This window comes from Paucibacter hankyongi (assembly GCF_037482915.1).
Classification (GTDB): Bacteria; Pseudomonadota; Gammaproteobacteria; order Burkholderiales; family Burkholderiaceae_C; genus Paucibacter_A; species Paucibacter_A hankyongi.
This window is the reverse complement of sequence record NZ_JBBHJX010000005.1, coordinates 66930-84183: the sequence shown is the minus strand read 5'-3', so window position 1 is coordinate 84183 and position 17254 is coordinate 66930. Positions and strand designations below refer to the sequence as shown.

The 17254-nt window shown below is 64.3% G+C and carries 15 protein-coding genes; 6 read left to right on the top strand and 9 right to left on the bottom strand.

The window, feature by feature from the left end:
* Positions 1–76: 76 nt before the first annotated feature.
* The 5 genes from WG899_RS09980 to WG899_RS09960 all read right to left on the bottom strand — a co-directional run bounded on the left by WG899_RS09980 (position 77) and on the right by WG899_RS09960 (position 5035).
* A complete protein-coding gene (locus tag WG899_RS09980) occupies positions 77–445 on the bottom strand; it encodes a VOC family protein (protein WP_339595489.1) in 369 nt (122 codons plus the stop codon).
* Positions 446–501: 56 nt separating this feature from the next.
* Positions 502–1083, bottom strand: coding sequence for a methionine biosynthesis protein MetW (metW, locus tag WG899_RS09975; protein ID WP_339595488.1), 582 nt, complete (start codon positions 1081–1083; stop codon positions 502–504).
* Positions 1080–2231: a homoserine O-succinyltransferase MetX gene (gene metX / locus WG899_RS09970; protein WP_339595487.1), complete on the bottom strand. Its 1152-nt coding sequence runs from the start codon at positions 2229–2231 to the stop codon at positions 1080–1082. Before metX ends, metW begins: the two co-directional genes overlap by 4 nt.
* 234 nt (positions 2232–2465) lie before the next feature.
* On the bottom strand, positions 2466–4322 hold the full coding sequence (sppA, locus tag WG899_RS09965; RefSeq protein ID WP_339595486.1) for a signal peptide peptidase SppA: 1857 nt from the start codon (positions 4320–4322) through the stop codon (positions 2466–2468).
* A gap of 62 nt (positions 4323–4384) precedes the next feature.
* On the bottom strand, positions 4385–5035 hold the full coding sequence (locus tag WG899_RS09960; protein WP_339595485.1) for a glutathione S-transferase: 651 nt from the start codon (positions 5033–5035) through the stop codon (positions 4385–4387).
* Between the two features lie 98 nt (positions 5036–5133).
* Here WG899_RS09960 and WG899_RS09955 point away from each other — a divergent pair, with 98 nt between their 5' ends.
* Positions 5134–5802, top strand: a complete 669-nt coding sequence (locus WG899_RS09955) for a response regulator (RefSeq protein WP_339595484.1) — start codon at positions 5134–5136, stop codon at positions 5800–5802.
* A 47-nt stretch (positions 5803–5849) separates the two neighbouring features.
* On the opposite strand, the gene WG899_RS09950 is transcribed toward WG899_RS09955, so the two are convergent.
* Positions 5850–6479, bottom strand: coding sequence for a glutathione S-transferase family protein (locus WG899_RS09950; RefSeq protein ID WP_339595483.1), 630 nt, complete (start codon positions 6477–6479; stop codon positions 5850–5852).
* Positions 6480–6740: 261 nt separating this feature from the next.
* On the opposite strand from WG899_RS09950, the gene purB reads away from it, so the two are divergent.
* Both purB and WG899_RS09940 read left to right on the top strand, forming a co-directional pair.
* On the top strand, positions 6741–8117 hold the full coding sequence (purB, locus tag WG899_RS09945; protein WP_339595482.1) for an adenylosuccinate lyase: 1377 nt from the start codon (positions 6741–6743) through the stop codon (positions 8115–8117).
* Between the two features lie 256 nt (positions 8118–8373).
* On the top strand, positions 8374–8946 hold the full coding sequence (locus WG899_RS09940; RefSeq protein ID WP_339595481.1) for an FxDxF family PEP-CTERM protein: 573 nt from the start codon (positions 8374–8376) through the stop codon (positions 8944–8946).
* 55 nt (positions 8947–9001) lie between these two features.
* Here the strand turns inward: WG899_RS09940 and WG899_RS09935 are convergent, their stop codons facing one another.
* Genes WG899_RS09935 through WG899_RS09925 form a run of 3 tightly spaced genes read right to left on the bottom strand, consistent with a single transcriptional unit; the run spans position 9002 to position 12037 of the window.
* The gene (locus tag WG899_RS09935; RefSeq protein ID WP_339595480.1) at positions 9002–10333 is read right to left on the bottom strand and encodes an ATP-binding protein; all 1332 of its coding nucleotides are present in this window, start codon (positions 10331–10333) and stop codon (positions 9002–9004) included.
* A gap of 38 nt (positions 10334–10371) precedes the next feature.
* Complete coding sequence (locus WG899_RS09930) at positions 10372–11076, bottom strand: winged helix-turn-helix domain-containing protein (RefSeq protein ID WP_339595479.1); 705 nt, start codon at positions 11074–11076, stop codon at positions 10372–10374.
* A gap of 25 nt (positions 11077–11101) precedes the next feature.
* Entirely contained in the window at positions 11102–12037 is a 936-nt protein-coding gene (locus tag WG899_RS09925) for a GNAT family N-acetyltransferase (RefSeq protein WP_339595478.1), read from the bottom strand.
* A 70-nt stretch (positions 12038–12107) separates the two neighbouring features.
* Here WG899_RS09925 and pyrF point away from each other — a divergent pair, with 70 nt between their 5' ends.
* The 3 genes from pyrF to ypfH all read left to right on the top strand — a co-directional run bounded on the left by pyrF (position 12108) and on the right by ypfH (position 17166).
* Positions 12108–12935 (top strand): orotidine-5'-phosphate decarboxylase, encoded by an 828-nt coding sequence (pyrF, locus tag WG899_RS09920; protein WP_339595477.1) that lies wholly within the window; start codon positions 12108–12110, stop codon positions 12933–12935.
* Positions 12936–13112: 177 nt separating this feature from the next.
* Positions 13113–16397 carry a PAS domain-containing hybrid sensor histidine kinase/response regulator gene (locus tag WG899_RS09915; protein WP_339595476.1) on the top strand — a complete coding sequence of 1095 codons (3285 nt, stop codon included), beginning with the start codon at positions 13113–13115 and terminating at the stop codon, positions 16395–16397.
* 43 nt (positions 16398–16440) lie between these two features.
* Positions 16441–17166: an esterase gene (ypfH, locus tag WG899_RS09910; RefSeq protein WP_339595475.1), complete on the top strand. Its 726-nt coding sequence runs from the start codon at positions 16441–16443 to the stop codon at positions 17164–17166.
* Positions 17167–17254: the final 88 nt, after the last annotated feature.

Below are 17254 nucleotides of genomic sequence, written 5' to 3'. Positions count from 1 at the left end.
CCCCTGCTGAGTTGGCAAGACTCGGTCGGAGTCTTGCGCCAGGCTCGTCAGAACCCTGGCGGGCAGAATAGCAGCTTCAGCCGACGCAAAAAGCGTTCAGCTTATTGCCATCCAAATCGCGAAAGTAGGCGGCATAAAAGCCCTCGCCGCGCAGACCCGGCGCGCCTTCGTCCTGGCCGCCCAAGGCCAAAGCCTTGGCATGCAGCGCATCGACCTTGGCGCGACTGTCCACAGTCAGGGCCACCATCACGCCATTACCCACCGTGGCCGGCTGCTGGTTGTAGGGCAGCATCACGCCGAAGCCCGGTTTGTCCATGCCCACGCCCCAGGCGTAGCCGCGGCCAAAATCCATCATGCGCTTGATGCCAATGACCTCAAACAGGGCGTCATAAAAAGCCGCGGCGCGCGGCAAATCGTTCGTCCCCAAGGTGGTGTAGCCGATCATCAAAGTCTCCTTGATTCAGAGGGGCAGATGGAAGCGAGCAAGCCGCGGCCCGAACTTCAGCCCCGGTCGAATTTGAACACCGCCATGCTGGCCAGCAGATTCGGGAAGGTCCGCACCGCCTGCCCGTCTTGAATGCCGAAGGCATCCAAAATGCGCAGCCGGTTTTTGCGCGCCAGCACCTCAAAGTCGGCAAAGGTGCCAACCCGGATGTTCGGCGTGTTGTACCACTCGTAGGGCAGCACGCGCGTCACCGGCATGCGGCCCAAGGCCACCTGCAGGCGGTTCGGCCAATGGGCGAAATTGGGAAAGCTGACCACGCCAGTGCGCCCCACGCGGGCAGTTTCGCGCAGCATTGCCTCGGTATTGCGCAGGTGCTGCAGGGTTTCCAGTTGCAGGACCACATCGAAGCTCTGGTCCTCGAAAATGCTCAGCCCATCTTCCAGATTGAGCTGAATCACGTTCACCCCGCGCTGCGCGCAAGCGAGCAGATTGGCATCGTCAAGCTCCACGCCATAACCGGTACAGCCGCGGTGTTTTTGCAGATAGTCCAACAGTTCGCCGGTGCCGCAACCCAGGTCCAAGACCCGCGAGCCACGCGGCACCAGAGCCGCAATTTGTTCGATCACGCCGTTGCTCATGCCGACTCTCCTGACTGCTCACCGGCAATGCGGCTGAAATAGGCGCGCAAAACGCCGTGATAGCGCGGGTCATCCAACAAGAAAGCGTCGTGCCCATGGGGGGCGTCGATTTCCGCGTAGGACACGTCGAGCTTGTTGTCCAACAAGGCCTTGACGATCTCGCGCGAACGCGCCGGCGAGAAACGCCAATCGGTGGAAAAGCTGGCCAGCAAAAACTTGCAGCGGGCGCTGGCAAAGGCACGGCTCAAATCACCACCATGCTCGCGCGCCGGATCAAAGTAGTCGAGCGCGCGCGTGATCAGCAAATAGGTGTTGGCGTCAAAGTAGTCGCTGAATTTGTCACCCTGGTAGCGCAGATAGCTTTCGATCTGGAACTCAATGTCCTGGGTGGAGTAACCCAGCTCGCTGGACCGCAACTCACGGCCAAACTTCTGCTCCATCGCGTCGTCCGACAGATAGGTGATGTGGCCGATCATGCGCGCCACACGCAGGCCCCGCTTGGGCACCACGCCGTGGGCGTAGAAATGCCCACCGTGGAAATCGGGGTCGGTGATGATGGCACGCCGCGCCACCTCGTTAAAAGCGATGTTCTGCGCCGACAGACAAGGCGCCGTGGCAATGGCGATGCAATGCCGCATGCGTTCCGGGTAGCGCAAGGACCAGTCGAGCGCCTGCATGCCGCCCAACGAGCCGCCCAGCACCGCCGCCAGTTGCGTGATGCCGAGTTGGTCCAGCACACGCGCCTGCGCGTCCACCCAGTCCTGCACGGTGACCACAGGGAAGTCGGCGCCATAGACCTGGCCGGTGGCGGGGTTGATGTGCATGGGCCCGGTCGAGCCAAAGCAGGAACCCAGGTTGTTGATGCCGATGACAAAGAACTTGTCGGTATCGAGCGGCTTGCCCGGCCCGATCAGGTTGTCCCACCAGCCTTCGCTCTTGTCTTGGCCGGCATAGGTGCCGGCCACATGGTGGCTGGCGTTCAGCGCGTGGCAGACCAGCACCGCATTGCTGCGGCTGGCATTGAGCTGCCCATAGGTCTCATAGACCATTTCGTAGTCGCGCAACTCGGCGCCACTGCGCAACCGCAAGGGCTGCGCAAACGCCATGCGCTGGGGACTGACATCACCCAATTGACCGCCATGTGCCATGAACTAGGCCTCCTGAAAAACAAAACCGGCACCGCTAAAAAGAAGCGGACGCCGGTTTGCGGAGTCCCTCTTTAGTTATAGCAATCACATCACCCTGGGATGACATGAGCTTTCTCTGAAGAGGTTGGCACCTCTTTAGCGGCATTTATTGAGCGCCCGCAATTCGGAACAAATCGGCGCTTGAGTTGGCATTATAGAAGGGCGCTTGGCGCCCTTCCCAACCGCACTACAGGGTCAAGGCGCGCTGCACAGACAATGCACCACCGCGCCAAAGGGCTTGCCGCTCTGGCTGATCTGGCTGACAAAGCCCAGTTCCGCCTGCGCCTCTTGCAAGGCCTTGGGCAGCGTTAAGCCCAGCTCGGCACGAATCGCCGCCGCAATCGATGGGGCCACCACCTCGTCCAAGCTGGACAACAGGCGTTCCAAGCGGCCCATCTCGCCTTCGACATAACTGACTCGCGCATCGGCGCCGAGCTTGGCCTTGGCCGCTGCCGACTTGATGGCGTCATCAAAACTGCCCAGGCGGTCGACCAGGCCACGCTCCAAGGCCTGCGCGCCGGTCCAGACCCGGCCTTGGGCCACGGCGTCGATCTCGGCCACCGGCTTCTTGCGCGCTGCGGCCGCTTTGCCGGTGAACTCGGCGTAGATGTGATTGATGCCGGACTGCACCGCCGAAGCCATGCGCGGGTCCAAGGGGCGACGCGGGTCGTAGCCGCCGGCCAACCAGGTGGTGGTGTGACCGCCGGTGTGGATGGAGAGCTTCTCCAGCAGCTTGTCGGCCGTGGGCAGCATGCCGAACACGCCAATCGAGCCAGTGATGGTGCCGGCCTCGGCGATCACCTCGTCGGACGACATCGAAATCCAATAGCCGCCCGAGGCCGCCACATCGCCCATCGAGACCACCACCGGCTTGCCGGCCTTTTGCGTCAGCTCCAGCTCACGGCGAATCACTTCCGAAGCAAAAGCACTACCGCCGGGCGAGTTGACGCGCAGCACCACCGCCTTGATGTTGTCATCCTCGCGCGCCTGGCGAATCAGCTTGGCGGTGGAGTCGCCACCGATCTTGCCTGCGCTCGCGCTGCCATCGACGATCTCACCTTCCGCCACCACCACGCCGACCGAGGGGCCATGCGGCAGGACCGGCTTGATATGGGCCTGGTACTCGGCCAATGACACGCGCCGGAAGCTCTTGCCCTTTTCATCCTTGGCGCCCTGGGTCATCAGCAGATCGCGCACTTCGTCCCGGGTCTTGATGCCGTCAATCAGCTTGCTATTCAGTGCCAGCTTGGCCGCGTCGCCGCCAACAGCGGCCAGGGCCTCGGGCAGCTTTTCAATGTCGGCCGCGATGCTGCCCTTGGGCAGCTTGCGCGCGGTCTCTACCGCATCGGTATAACGGGTCCACAGCTCACCGTACAAATAACTTTCCGCTTCCAGGGAAGCCTTGGAAGGGGCATTGGCGAAGTAGGGCTCGGCAAAGCTCTTGTAGGTGCCGACACGCAAGACATTGGCGGAGACACCCAGGCGATCCAGCGCATCCTTGTAATAGTTGCGATAGCGGCCAAAGCCCTCGATCGCCACCATACCCATCGGGTTCAGGTAAATCTCACTGGCCTGCGCCGCCAGGAAGTAACCGCGCTGATCGAAGCTGTCGCCGTAGACGACGATCTTCTTGCCGCTGGCCTTAAAACGCGCCAGCGCGGCCGAGACCTCATGCAGGCCCGCCATGCCGGCGCCGCCGAACTCATCCAGGTCCAGAAAGACCGAACTGATCTTGGGATCTTTGGCGGCGGCATCCAGTGTGGCCAGCACATCGCGCAAGCGGGTTTGCTTTTGCGCATGGCCGCGCAACTGCGCCATCGCCTGCTCGCGCGCGGAACCGGAGAATTGCTCAACCAGGCCCCCATGCAAATCGAGCACCAAGACGGTCTTGTCCTTCAAGGGCGCAGGACCGCGTGAGACCAGGCCCGACACCAAGCCCACCAAAATGGCCAGCATCAGCAGATTCAAGACGAAGCGACGGCTGCCATCCAAGAAGGCCCAGAACTTTCCCAGGCCCCACCACAAACCGGTAAATACGCGTTTGACGCCCATCTTGGCGCTCCCTTTTTCAATGAATGAATGCAGGGCGATTGTGCAGCAGCCTTGCGGGCTGCTTACTCACCCGCGTCGGCGCGGGTTTCGGGCGACCAGACTGGCTGCTTGCGCATGACGGCCTCAAACAAGTCGCTACCCTCTATGCGTGCGAGCCAATGACGCAGTGCCTGATATAGCGAGGCCTCAAACCAGGCCAGGTCCACCCTGGCGAATTGGCGAATGAATGGCATCAAGGCCATATCGGCCCAGGTGGGTGACTCGCCGAGCACAAAGCGCTGCTGTTGCAAGGCCTGCTCCATCGGCACCAGCATCAAGGCCTCGGCCTCTTGCCGCCACTCCGTCTGGCTGCGCTCGGCATACCGCTCAGGATACTTGTAACGATCCAACAAGACCTTGAAGGGGCCGTCATTTCGGGCGATCCAGGCCTGTGCGTCGGCCTCAAACTGCGGCTGCCGCCAGCCCTCGGGATCTTGCTGCGCCAAGGCCCAGGCCATGATGTCCAGGCTTTGCTCCAGCACCTGCCCGTCCGGCAAGACCAAGACCGGCACCGTGCCTTTCGGTGAGGCCTGCAGCATGGCGGCAGGCTTGGCACGCAGCTGAATTTCACGCGCTTCGACGGGCACACCGGCGTAGTGCAAGGCCAGGCGAGCCCTCATTGCATAAGGGCACCGGCGGTAAGAATACAGGATGGGGAGTTCGGCTACAGGCATGGCGTGAGCGATTGTGCCCGCGCGGCCACCCCGAGTCGCGGGGTTGCCCACGCAGGCCACGCGACACAGAATCCGCCGGTCTTCTGTTGTTGATCTGCATGCCTTCCGTCTTCTTGCTGCGCCGCAGCGCTCAGTCCATCGCCAAGTCTTGTGCTGCCCTGTTGGGAACGGCTGGCTGGGCCTTGGCGGGCACCAGCGACCGGGCCACCGAATGCCTGCCGGCCTTGCATCAGGCACGGCCGACGGTGCTGGCCTGCGATCTGCGCATGACCGACGGACATGTCGACCGCTTGCTGCATCAGCTGCGGCAGGAGGGTCAAACCCCCAAGGTGCTGCTCTTCACCCCGAGCACCAATGACCCCTTGTTGTTCCCCACCCTGGCCCATGGCGCCCATGGCTATCTGGTGGAGGCTGACAAACCCGCGGCAGCGTTACCGGCAGCACTGGCCGCGGCCGAGGCCGGCCGCGCGCGCATGTCGCCACAGATCGCTCGCGAAACCCTGGCCGCATTCGATCTGACGCGCGGCAGCCTCAGCAGTCTGCACAAGCCCGCCATCGCCCATGACCTGAGCCCCGTTTCGGCCCAGGGCGAATTACAGCGGGCCGAGCAATCGCTGCTGTCCTTGCTGGCGCATGGCATGTTGGCCGGCGAGATTGCGCATGGATGGCAACTCAGCCTCGACGAGGTGGAGGCGCGCATCGCCGCGATTTACCGCAAGCTGCACCAGGTCAAGGCCGCCTCGGCCATTGACCTCCAACTGGCCTGAATCAGGCCAGCGGCAGAACACAGATCACAAATCGCAAATCGCAGCGCTTAGGCCGCGGGCGGCGCGGTGTCGATAAAGCTTTGGCGAGCGCTGAGCTTTTCAAAGTGGCGGGCCAGATTGGGATTCGATTCGCGCCACTGGATGGCCGGGAAACGGAAATCCACATAGCCCAAGGCACAGCCGACAGCGATATCCGCCAGCGAGAAGTGGTTGCCCGAGCACCAGGGCTTTTCGCCCAGGCCATGGTTCATGGCCGCCAAGGCGCCGACCACCTTGTCCAGCTGCCGCTGCACCCAGGCTTCGCAGCGTTGCTCGGGCGTGCGTCCGGCAAAACGGTTTTCCATCAAGGCCGCCACCGCAGCATCCAGCACGCCATCGGCCAGCGCTTCCCAGGTACGCACCTCGGTGCGCTCACGGCCACGCTCGGGGATCAGCTTGCCCACCGGCGACAGCGTGTCCACATATTCAACGATGACGCGGGAATCAAACACCGCGCCGGTGATCGAGTCCTGCCCTTCCATCACCAGGCATGGCACCTTGCCGAGCGGATTCATCTTGAGGATGGCGTCGCTATTCCAGACGTCCTCCAGGATCAGCTGATAGTCGAGTTTTTTCTCGGCCATCACGATGCGCACCTTGCGAACGTAGGGGCTGGTGAGTGATCCGATTAATTTCATGGTTGCTGCTATGAGTTCGCCTCTGTTGAAACCATTCTAGCCACGGCAATGTTGCAGCTCGTCCTGTACAAAAGCCGGTATCTCGGGCATATAGGGTGCCATTTCCACCCAAGTTTGCGGCAAGGCTGTGGCAAATTGGGGAGTTCAAGCGCCGACACGGCGCCCGACCGGGCCCGTTCGGCCAGGGTCCGTAGCCCCGGCGCTTAAAATGCCGCACCTGCTCCATCCCTCTTTCCAAGCGGCCCCTCGCCGCCGACAGCCATGAATAACTCCGCCCTTTCCTCGATCAGCGCCCTTTCGCCCCTGGACGGCCGCTACGCCTCGCGCGTTGCGCCCTTGCGGCCGCTGCTGTCCGAGTTCGGTCTGATGCACCGCCGGGTGCAGGTCGAGGTCGAGTGGTTCATCGCCCTGTCGGACGCCGGATTTGCCGAGTTCAAGCCCCTCACTGGCGCCGCCCGCGGCCTGCTGCGCGGTCTGGTGACACGCTTCTCCGAAGCCGATGCCCAGGCCATCAAGGACATCGAGAAGACCACCAACCACGACGTCAAGGCAGTCGAGTACTGGCTGAAGTCGCGCTTTGAAGCCCAGCCCGAGCTGAAGGCTGCCGGCGAGTTCGTTCACTTCGCCTGCACCAGCGAAGACATCAACAACACCAGCCACGGCCTGATGCTGAGTCACGCCCGCGCCGAGGTGCTGCTGCCCACCGTGGACCGCATCATCACCAAGCTGACGACGATGGCCCATGCGATGGCCGCCACCCCGATGCTCAGCCGCACCCACGGCCAGACCGCCAGCCCCACCACCGTCGGCAAGGAAATCGCCAATGTGGTGGCGCGCCTGCGCAGCGCCCGTGCCCGCATTGCCGACGTCAAGCTGTTGGCCAAGATGAACGGCGCCGTCGGCAACTACAACGCCCACCTGAGCGCCTGGCCCGAGTTCGACTGGGAAGCCTTCAGCCAGCGCGTGATCGAGCAGCAACTCGGCCTGAGCTTCAACCCCTACACCATCCAGATCGAGCCGCACGATTACATGGCCGAGCTGTTCGATGCCATCACCCGCGCCAACACCATCCTGATCGACTGGTCCCGCGACGTTTGGGGTTATGTCTCGCTGGGCTATTTCAAGCAGCGCACCATCGCCGGCGAAATCGGCTCCTCGACCATGCCGCACAAGGTCAACCCGATCGACTTCGAGAACGCCGAAGGCAACTTCGGCCTTGCCAATGCCCTGCTGACCCACCTGAGCCAGAAGCTGCCGATCAGCCGCTGGCAGCGTGACCTGACCGACTCCACCGTCTTGCGCAATATGGGCGTGGCGATCGGCTACGCCGTGCTGGGCTACGAGTCGCTGCTGAAGGGCCTGGACAAGCTGGAAGTCAACGAAGCCGCCCTGGCCGCCGACCTCGACACCGCCTGGGAAGTTTTGGCCGAACCGATCCAAACCGTGATGCGCCGCTTCGGCCTGCCCAACCCCTATGAGCGCCTGAAGGAGCTGACCCGTGGCAAGGCCATCACCGCCGAAGGCGTGCGCGCTTTCATCAGCGGCCTGGAAATCCCCGAGGCCGAAAAAGCCCGTCTGCTGGCCATGACGCCGGGCAGCTATACCGGCAAGGCCGCCGAGTTGGCCCGCAAGATCTGAGCCGACTGCTCCGGGGTCCATTGACCCATCAAGAAGGCGCCTACCCGGGCGCCTTTTTTTCGCCCGCCAAATTACACACCGTCACAAAGCCTGCACGCTTCCAACACAGACAGGCCGCAGCAGGTTGTCCAGAATGAAGATCGATCAATAGAGCAGCAGCAAGAACGTTGAGTCACCCATTGCAAGCGCCAGACCTCTGGCTGCAAGAGCTTGGCGCCGCCCTATTGCATCTCCCTCACGCCTCTGGAGCCCAGCCTTGCCCTCATTGCGCCACATCCTCGCCGCCAGTCTCTTGAGCCTATCAACCTTCAGCTGGGCCGGCCCAGTCGCACCCACGCCGATCACGCTGAGTTTCAACGGCGTCGACACTTGGTCGGCCAGCTTCTCTGCCCTGAGCAGTGGCACGAACAGCTTTCTCCTGGACCTGAGCCCGTTCGCGGGCATGCAACTGGGTACCTTGTCAGCGCTGGTGTCGGCCAACTTCCTGGGATCCAGCGGCTATGACATCAGCTCGGTCAGCATTGGCGGTCAAGCCTTCAAGCCGCTGATCGATCAGAGCATTCCGGGCTTGGGTGGCATTGACCTTTGGTCTTTCAACACCCAGTCTTGGAGCACGGTGCCGCAGTTGATCGAAATCACAGGCCAGCTGCTCGGCGGCACGACCGGCTTTATTGGCTCGGTCAGCGTGGTCGCCAAACCGGTGCCGGAGCCGGCCAGCTATGCCTTGCTCTTGCTGGGCCTGGCCGGCATCGCCTGGGTGCGCCGGCAACGCCAGCCGGCAAACTATGGTCGCTTGGTACACCTGCCCCAGCCAAGCGTCTTGCGTTGATGCCTACGTGAAGGCCGCCCCGGTGCATTGCCAGGGCATCCCGGCCCTGCTCGATTCACAGCGGCCAGCGCAGCAACAGCCTCGCCCCGCCCAGTGCGGGCGCGGCCTGCATCAGCGCCACGCCGCCATGGGCCTCGGCCACCCGGCGCACGATGGCCAGGCCGAGGCCGAAGCCGCTGCTGCCGCGCTCCTTGGCGCGGTCCAGCCGCTTGAATGGCGTGAAGACCGCCTCACGCAAGGCCTCGGGCACACCTTCTCCATCGTCATCGACCGCCAAGCAGAGCTGCCCCGCTTCGACCCAGGCCGTCAAGGCGATCCGGCTGCGCGCATGGCGAGCGGCATTGCGCAAGGCATTGCGCAGGCCATAAGGCAGCAGCCGCCCATCGAAGCGCACCGCATCGGGCAGGCCGGCCAACTCGGTCTGCAGCTCGCGGCCTTCCAACAAGGGGGCCAGGCTTTGCGCCTCGCTCAACAGCAGCGCGCGCAGATCGCCCGGTTCGCACTGGGCCTGCAGAGCCCCCATATCGAGGCGGGCCAGCATCAGGCTGGTGTCGATCAAGGCATCCAGTTCATCAATGTCACGGTCGCAGGCCTGCACGGCCAACTCACGGCGCGCCGGATCGTCTTCGTCCACCAAGGCGTCGATCGCAAAGCGCAAGCGCGCCAAGGGCGTGCGCAACTCATGCGAGACCGCGCCGGTCAACTCGCGTTGGGTGGCCAAGGCGGCCGCCAAGCGCGCCAGCGTGGCCCGGGCACCGGCCGCAATTGGCGCGAACAAACGGCTTTCAGGTTCCGGCACGGCGCTGTCAAAACGCCCCGCCGTCATCTCATCGGCGGCCTGCTGCAAGGCACGAATATCGCGCCAGATCGGCCGCAACAGCCAAGCCGCCAAGCCAAACACCAGCAAGGCCAGGCTCAGCGCCGCGGCCAGTTGCACCCACAACTCCCGTGGCAGGTGCAAGCCATTGCCTGGATGGTCATCGGCATTCAGGGGACCCAGGCGCAGCACTTGTTGCACGGGCAAGACCTGACCCTTGATCAGCCCGGCGGCGGGCAAGGCGGCATACACCTTGCGATTAAAGCCATGCACCAACAACTCGCCGGCCTGCAACTTCTGCCGCTCCGACTCCTTCAGCTCGTTGGCCGAGACAATCACCACCGGGTAGGCAAACAACTCGTCCAGCACCTTGACGCGCTGCTGGCGGGCCGGCGCATCCAGCGGGCTCAGTTCTTTAACCAGCATGTCAACGGTGCCGCGCATGAAGCGACGTACATAGTCGTCGGTCACACCGTCCACCGCCAGCATCAGCAAGGCCTGCACCAATAGCACCAGGGCCATCACCACCAAGCCGATGCCCAGGGCGACCCGGGTCATCGGTGATCGCATGGCCTGACCCAATTGACGCGGAGGCTTAGACACCCGCCTCAGTCCCGAGCGAACAGATAACCCTGACCTCGCACGGTCTTGATGCGCGCGGCCGCCTGGGCGTCATCGCCAATCTTCTTACGCAGGCGCGAGATGCGGGCGTCGATGGCGCGGTCCAAGCCGTCAAACTCAATGCCGCGCAAGCCTTGCATGATGTCTTCACGGGTCACCACCGTGCCGGCCCGTTCGGCCAAAAAGATCAGCAAGTCGTATTCCGCGGTGGTCAACTCGATCGCGGCCCCGGCGAGGCGAGCCTCGCGCGCCGCCGGCTTGATCAACAACGCCCCGAATTGCAATTCACCGGGAGCGTCCTCCGCCGATGGGGCGGGATCACGCCGCAGCAAGGCCTTCAGGCGCGCCATCAGCACGCGCGGCGCCACCGGTTTGGCGATGTAGTCATCCGCGCCGCCCTCCAGGCCCAGCACTTGGTCGATATCGTCATCGCGCGCGGTCAGCATGACGATGCGCCCCTTGAAGTCACGCCGTACATCGCGCAGCACATCAAAACCGTCTTTGCCCGGCAGGTGGCCGTCCAGCAGCACCACATCGAACGCCTCGGCGCGCATGCGCGCTTCGCCCTCCAGCCCATCCGCGCAGTGACTGACCGCATAGCCGGCTCGGCTCAAGGCCTCGACCACCAATTCGGCCAGGCGTTCATCGTCCTCAATCAGCAAAATACGTGCGGCGGCTTCGGTATTCATCATCGGGTGCAATTTAGTCGGCGACGGTTCAGGCAATATCCTGCCACGCCAGCGCGGCAATGCGCCAGCCGAAACGGGTTTTCAGCAGTTGCAGGCTTTTGTGGCCCTCGCCCTCGAAGGCTTCGCCGTCCATCAGGCCGGCCTTGCGATAACGCAGCCAGACCTGCGCGACCTGCCCCGAAACCTCGATGCGCTGCTCGGTCACCCACTCGGAAAACTGCTGCAGCCGGCCACCCCGCAACAATTCCAGGCGCGGCAACAAGAATTGCTGGACGCTCATCTGCTGAGGTTCGGCCGCCTCGTCCGGCGGGCTACCTCGGCTGATCAAGGTGCGTGGCAACATGAAAAAAGGCACCGCGGCCAGCGGCGCTAGGCGCCCGTCGCGGTTGTCAAACAGCTTGAAAAAGCGCTGCAACAGCGCCGTGATCTTGGCCTCGTCGCTGCTGGCGGGTGCTGCCTCCCCGAGTTGGTACAGCTTGCTCAGCTCATGGTTCTCGCCCAGTTGGCGCGTGTCGACATGGCGCATGCCGATCGCCTCCAGCAGGCGGCCAGAGTCGTCGTTGAAGGTCGCAGTGCTGGCCATCAGCAGCGGCTCACCCAGCACCTCATGCGCATAGTCGCGGCAGGCCTGGGCGGCTTCGCGGGCATAACCCTGGCCCCAATAGCGCGGCAAGAAGGCATAGCCGATGTCGGGCACCGGCAGATAGTCTCGCTGCAACAGCCCACACATGCCCATCAGCTCGCCGTCGCTGGCACGCTCAACGGCCCACAGGCCGAGACCACGCGGCCAATGCCACACCAGCAGCTTCTCCACCATCCAGACGCGGGCGGCCTCCAGATCGGTGACGCCGGGGTCGCTGATATTGCGCTTCCAAGTTTCCTCTTGCAGCTGCTCCAAGAGGAAGGCTTCGTCACCGGGCGCGAACCACCGCAGGCGTAAACGCTCCGTTTTCAACACCAGCATCCAGGGACTCCAGCAAAAATCGGGACAAAGACGGGACAATACGGCACTTCAACTGCCGCCATCATCGCCCATGAACTTCATCCAGCAACTTCAAGCCGCCGAACGTCTCAATAATTCGCTGCTGTGCGTGGGGCTGGACCCAGAGCCAAGCAAATTCCCCGGCGCCTGGAAGGGCGACGCTGGCCGCATCTATGAGTTCTGCGCCGCCATCGTCGACGCGACCAAGGATCTGGTCATCGCCTTCAAGCCGCAGATCGCCTACTTCGCCGCCCACCGCGCCGAAGACCAGTTGGAACAGCTGATGGCCCACATCAAGCGGGTTGCGCCGCAGGTGCCGGTGATTCTGGACGCCAAGCGCGGCGACATCGGCTCCACCGCCGAGCAGTACGCCAAGGAAGCCTTCGAGCGCTACCAGGCCGATGCAGTGACGCTGTCGCCCTTCATGGGCTTTGACACCCTCGAACCTTATCTGCGCTACCCGGACAAGGGCGCCATCCTGCTCTGCCGCACCTCCAACCCCGGCGGCAGCGACTGGCAGAACCAACGCCTTGCCGATGTGCCCGGCCAACCCAAGTTGTTTGAACACCTGGCCCGTTTGGCTCAGACCGAGTGGAACAAGAACGGCCAACTCGGCCTGGTGGTCGGTGCCACCTTCCCCGGTGAGATCGCCCGGGTGCGCGAACTGGCGCCGACGCTGCCGTTGCTGATTCCCGGCGTGGGTGCCCAGGGCGGCGACGCCGAAGCCACCGTCAAGGCGGGCTGGAAAACTGGCGCCCCCATCATCGTCAGCAGCTCGCGCGCGGTGCTCTACGCCAGCTCGGGCGAAGACTTTGCCGCCGCCGCTCGCCGCGTGGCCCTGCAGACGCGCGAGCAGCTGAATCAGGCACGCAAAGCCTGATTCACGAAAATTGCAAGCGGCCAAGCTGCGCACAATTGCTCAAAAACTGGCTCGGCGCAGATATGCGCCGGTTTTCCGGGCCTGCCCTCATGGTCAAGCGGGGTTTTGTCGGTGAGACTGCTGGCTTCGCCAAGGAATGGCCTTGGCATGCGCTGAAGTAGCGGAGCGGTCGGCATTGTGAGCAAGGATTCCCTCGACGATTTGAGCAGCCTGGTCGGGCATGACCTGGCCCCGGCCGAGCAGCAAACGCTGCTCGAGCGCAAGGTGCGCTGGCACTCGGTCCGGCTCTTTATTGGCGCCACCGCCTCTATCCTGCTGGTGGCCTGCGCCGTCCTGCTGTTCGGCCGCCAGGAGAGCGAGCCCTTTTACGGTCTGCTGCCGCCGGCACTGGCCGCAGGCACCGCGCTGCTGAGCCTGCTGGGCCTGTGGAAGCTGCCACGCCGCCACGGTCAGGCGGCCATCGTCGCTTTGCTGACCTTGCTGATGGGCTTGGCGGTCTTGATTGCCGTGTCGCGCGCCACCGGCCTGTATTCGATCAGCTTGCCGGTGATGGCGCTGCTGGTGGCCTTTGCCACCGCCATGCTGGGTCAAAGGGTTGGCCTGGCGCTGACCGGCGCCGGCCTGCTCGCTCTGCTGGGCCTGGCGCTGGCCGAGCATTCGGGCTGGCACAGCAGCCCGGCGGCGCTGAGCTCGCTGGCTTTGCGCGCCCTCAGCCACGCGGTCTTGCTGCTGTCAGGTTTGGTGATCGGCACGGCCATGCTGCGCATGGTGCAGCGCTCGACCAAGGAAGCGGGCGAGCGCAATGCGCGCTTCCGCGGCCTGCTCAGCATGGCCGCCGATTGGTACTGGGAGATGAACCGCGACTACCGCTTCACCCATCTTGCCGAAGACAAACCGGGCAAGTCCGGCCTGGACTTGCAAGCGCGCCTCGGCAAGACGCCCTGGGAGGTGGAGCAAATCGGCCTGTCCGACGAGGACATGGACGCGCACCGAGCCGATCTCGAATCGCACCGTCCCTTTCACGGCCTGGTCGCGCGTCGCCGCGGCGCCGATGGCAGCATCCTTTATGTCTCGATCAGTGGCGAGCCACGCTTCGACACCCAAGGCAACTTCCGTGGCTACTGGGGCGTGGGCCGTGATGTGACCGAAGAGGTGCAGGCCGAAAAAGCCATTCACGCCACCGAGACCCGCTACCGCGAGCTGTTCCGTCGCTCACCCAGCCCGCTGGTGCTGCACCGCTGGGGCCGCGTGCTGGACGCCAACCCCGCCGCCATGGCAATGTTTGGCTACACCCAGCGCAGCAGCATGATCGGGCAGGACCTGTTCTCGCATTACGAGCCAGGCGACGACGAACGCGCCCGACAGCGCGCCGGCAAGATCGAGTCCATGCCGGTCGGCGCGATGCTGCCGATGGCCGAGTTCCGCCTGCGCACGCTGTCCAGGAGGCGCCGTTTGGTGTCGGCCACCAGCGTGCGGGTCGATGCCGCCACCGGCCCGGCCACGCTGAGCTTTTTCATCGACCAGACCGAGCAGTCGCGCGCCCAAGACGCGCTGCGTCGCTCAGAGGGCCTGCTCTCGCATCTGGTCGCCACCAGCCCCGATGTGATCACGCTGACCGAGCTCAGCTCGGGCCGCTACGCCATGGTCAACAAGACCTTTGAGCGTCTGAGCGGCTACAGCAGCGAGGAAGTGCTCGGCCGCACCGCCGAAGAACTTGGCATTTGGAAGAACCCGCAAGACCGCGAGCGCGTGCTCGACGCGGTGCGCGTGCAGGGCCGCATCACCGAGCTGCCGGTCAGCTTTGTGACCAAGTCCGGTGAACCGATTTCGATGCTGATGTCGGCCGCCCCCTTCTCGATGGACGGCCAGCAATACCTGGTGATCAACGCCCGCGACGTGACCGAAGCCGAGCGCACCCGATTGGTCCACCAAGCGATTCTGGAGAACGCCTCGATCGGCATCACGCTGACCCGCGACCAGCATTTCGTGCAGGTCAACCAACTGGTCGAAGAGATGTTTGGCTGGCCCGGCGGCTCCTTGGTGGGGCAGCATGGCAGCGTGGTCTGGCCCAGCAAGGAAGAGTACCTGTCCATCGGCCAAGAGTTGGGCGCACGCCTGGTGGCCGGCGAGCAGGTGGAGATTGAGCGGCTGATGCGGCGTCGTGATGGCAGCACGTTCTTGTGCCGTTTGCTGGCCAAGGCGGTCGACCCGAATCACCCCAGCCGCGGCGGCACCATCTGGATTCTGGAAGACGTGACCGAGCGGCGTCGCGTCGAAGCAGCGCTGGCCCAGGCCAAGGACGAGGCCCAGGCCGCCAGCCGCGCCAAGAGTGCCTTCCTGGCCAACACCAGCCACGAAATCCGCACGCCACTGAACGGCCTGCTGGGCCTGGCGCGCATGCTGCAGCAGCCCGACCTGCCGGAGCAAACGCGGCGCGAATACCTGGACCAGATGCTGGACAGCGCCGAGAGTCTGTCGGGCCTGATCTCCGACATCCTCGACCTCTCCAAGATCGAAGCCGGCCGACTCACGCTGGAAGCCGCACCCTTCGGTCTGCGCGATATGTTGGCCACCATGCGCATGGCCTATCTGACGCTGGCGCAGGCGCACAAGCTGGCCTTCCAGATCGAGGTCGATGCGGCCGTGCCGGCCTGGGTGGTCGGCGACCAGGTGCGCATCCGCCAGATCCTCAGCAACTACCTCAGCAATGCGCTCAAGTTCACCGCCAGCGGCTCGGTCGCCGTGCATGTGCGCAGCCTCGGTGAGGACAAGATCCGCATCGAGGTCAGCGACACCGGCCCCGGCATCGCCCCGGAAATGCACCAGCGTCTGTTCCAAGCCTTCACGCAGGCCGATGAATCGACCACGCGCCGCTTTGGCGGCACCGGCTTGGGGTTGTCCATCTGCCGCGAACTGGCCACGCTGATGGGCGGCGAGGTGGGCGTGCAAAGCCAGCTGGGCCAGGGTTCGACCTTCTGGGCCGAGCTGCCCCTGCCGGCGGCGCCAACGCCCATCAGCAGCCAGCCGCGCGAAGCGCGCAACAACGATGACCTGCAAGGCCTGCGCGTGCTGATGGTGGAAGACCACCCGGTCAATATGATGATTGCCGTGGCCCAGTTGCAGCAATGGGGCATGGAGGTTTCGCAGGCAAATGACGGCAGCCAGGCGGTCGAGGCGATTTTTGCCGCGGCCAGCATGGGCAAGCCCTTTGATGCGGTGCTGATGGATGTGCAGATGCCGGTGATGAGTGGCCACGAGGCGACTCGCGAGGTGCGCCGCCGCTACAACGCCGAAGAGCTGCCGATCGTGGCTCTGACGGCCGCGGCCCTGGTCTCGGAGCGCGATGAGGCGCTGGCCGCCGGCATGAACGACTTCCTGACCAAGCCGATCGATGCGCCGAAGCTGCGTTCCACCCTGGTGCGCCTGATTGGCCACAAGGACAACGACCAGACGCGCCGCTGAGGCCTGCCCGGCAGCACGGGAAAGAGCAAGAGACAATCGGGGCATGAGTACGCCCCAACGCTCCCAAGCCCTCGCCCTCTTACCCGACAAGGGCCTGCCCGATCTGCTGTTCCTGTTGCTGCATGGCGCAGGCGCCGACGCTTCGCAAATGCGCCCGCTGGCCCAGGCCTTGCGCGCCCAATATCCGCAGGCGGCCGTGGTCTCCATCAATGGGCCCGAGGCCTTCGATCGGGTCACCGACGACAGCGAGCCGGCCCGTGGCCAGCAGTGGTACTCGCTGCAAGACGCCAACGACGACAACCATCCCGAGCGCGTAGCGGCCGCCTTGCCCGGCTTCATCGCCACCGTGCGAGCCTGGGCCGAGCAGTTCGACATGGCCTGGGAACGCGTGGCCCTGGCCGGATTTTCACAAGGCGCCGTGCTGGCCCTGGAGGCGGTGCAGGCCGAGGCTCAACTGGCCGGCCGCGTGCTGGCCTTCTCGGGCGCCTACGCAACAGTGCCGGCGCATGCCCCGCACGAGGTCAGCGTGCACATCCTGCACGGCCAACGCGACCCGGTGCTGCCCTACCAAGACCAAGTCCATGCGGCACGCCGATTGGTGCAGTTAGGCGCCGACATCACCGCCGATGTGCTGCCCGACCTGGGCCATGAATTGCACCCCGAACTGATCGAGCGGGCCATGCAGCAGCTACGCACCTTTGTGCCGGCGCGGCTCTGGCGCGAGGCCCAACTGGCCGCCGCCGAGCAGGACCAGCAGCCCCGACATTGAACAGGCCGCACGGCTTATCCGTTATGGCACACTGCAATGCACAGCGCCCGCCGGGGCGCTGCTGGATCCGCAGGCAGGGCTGAGCCCA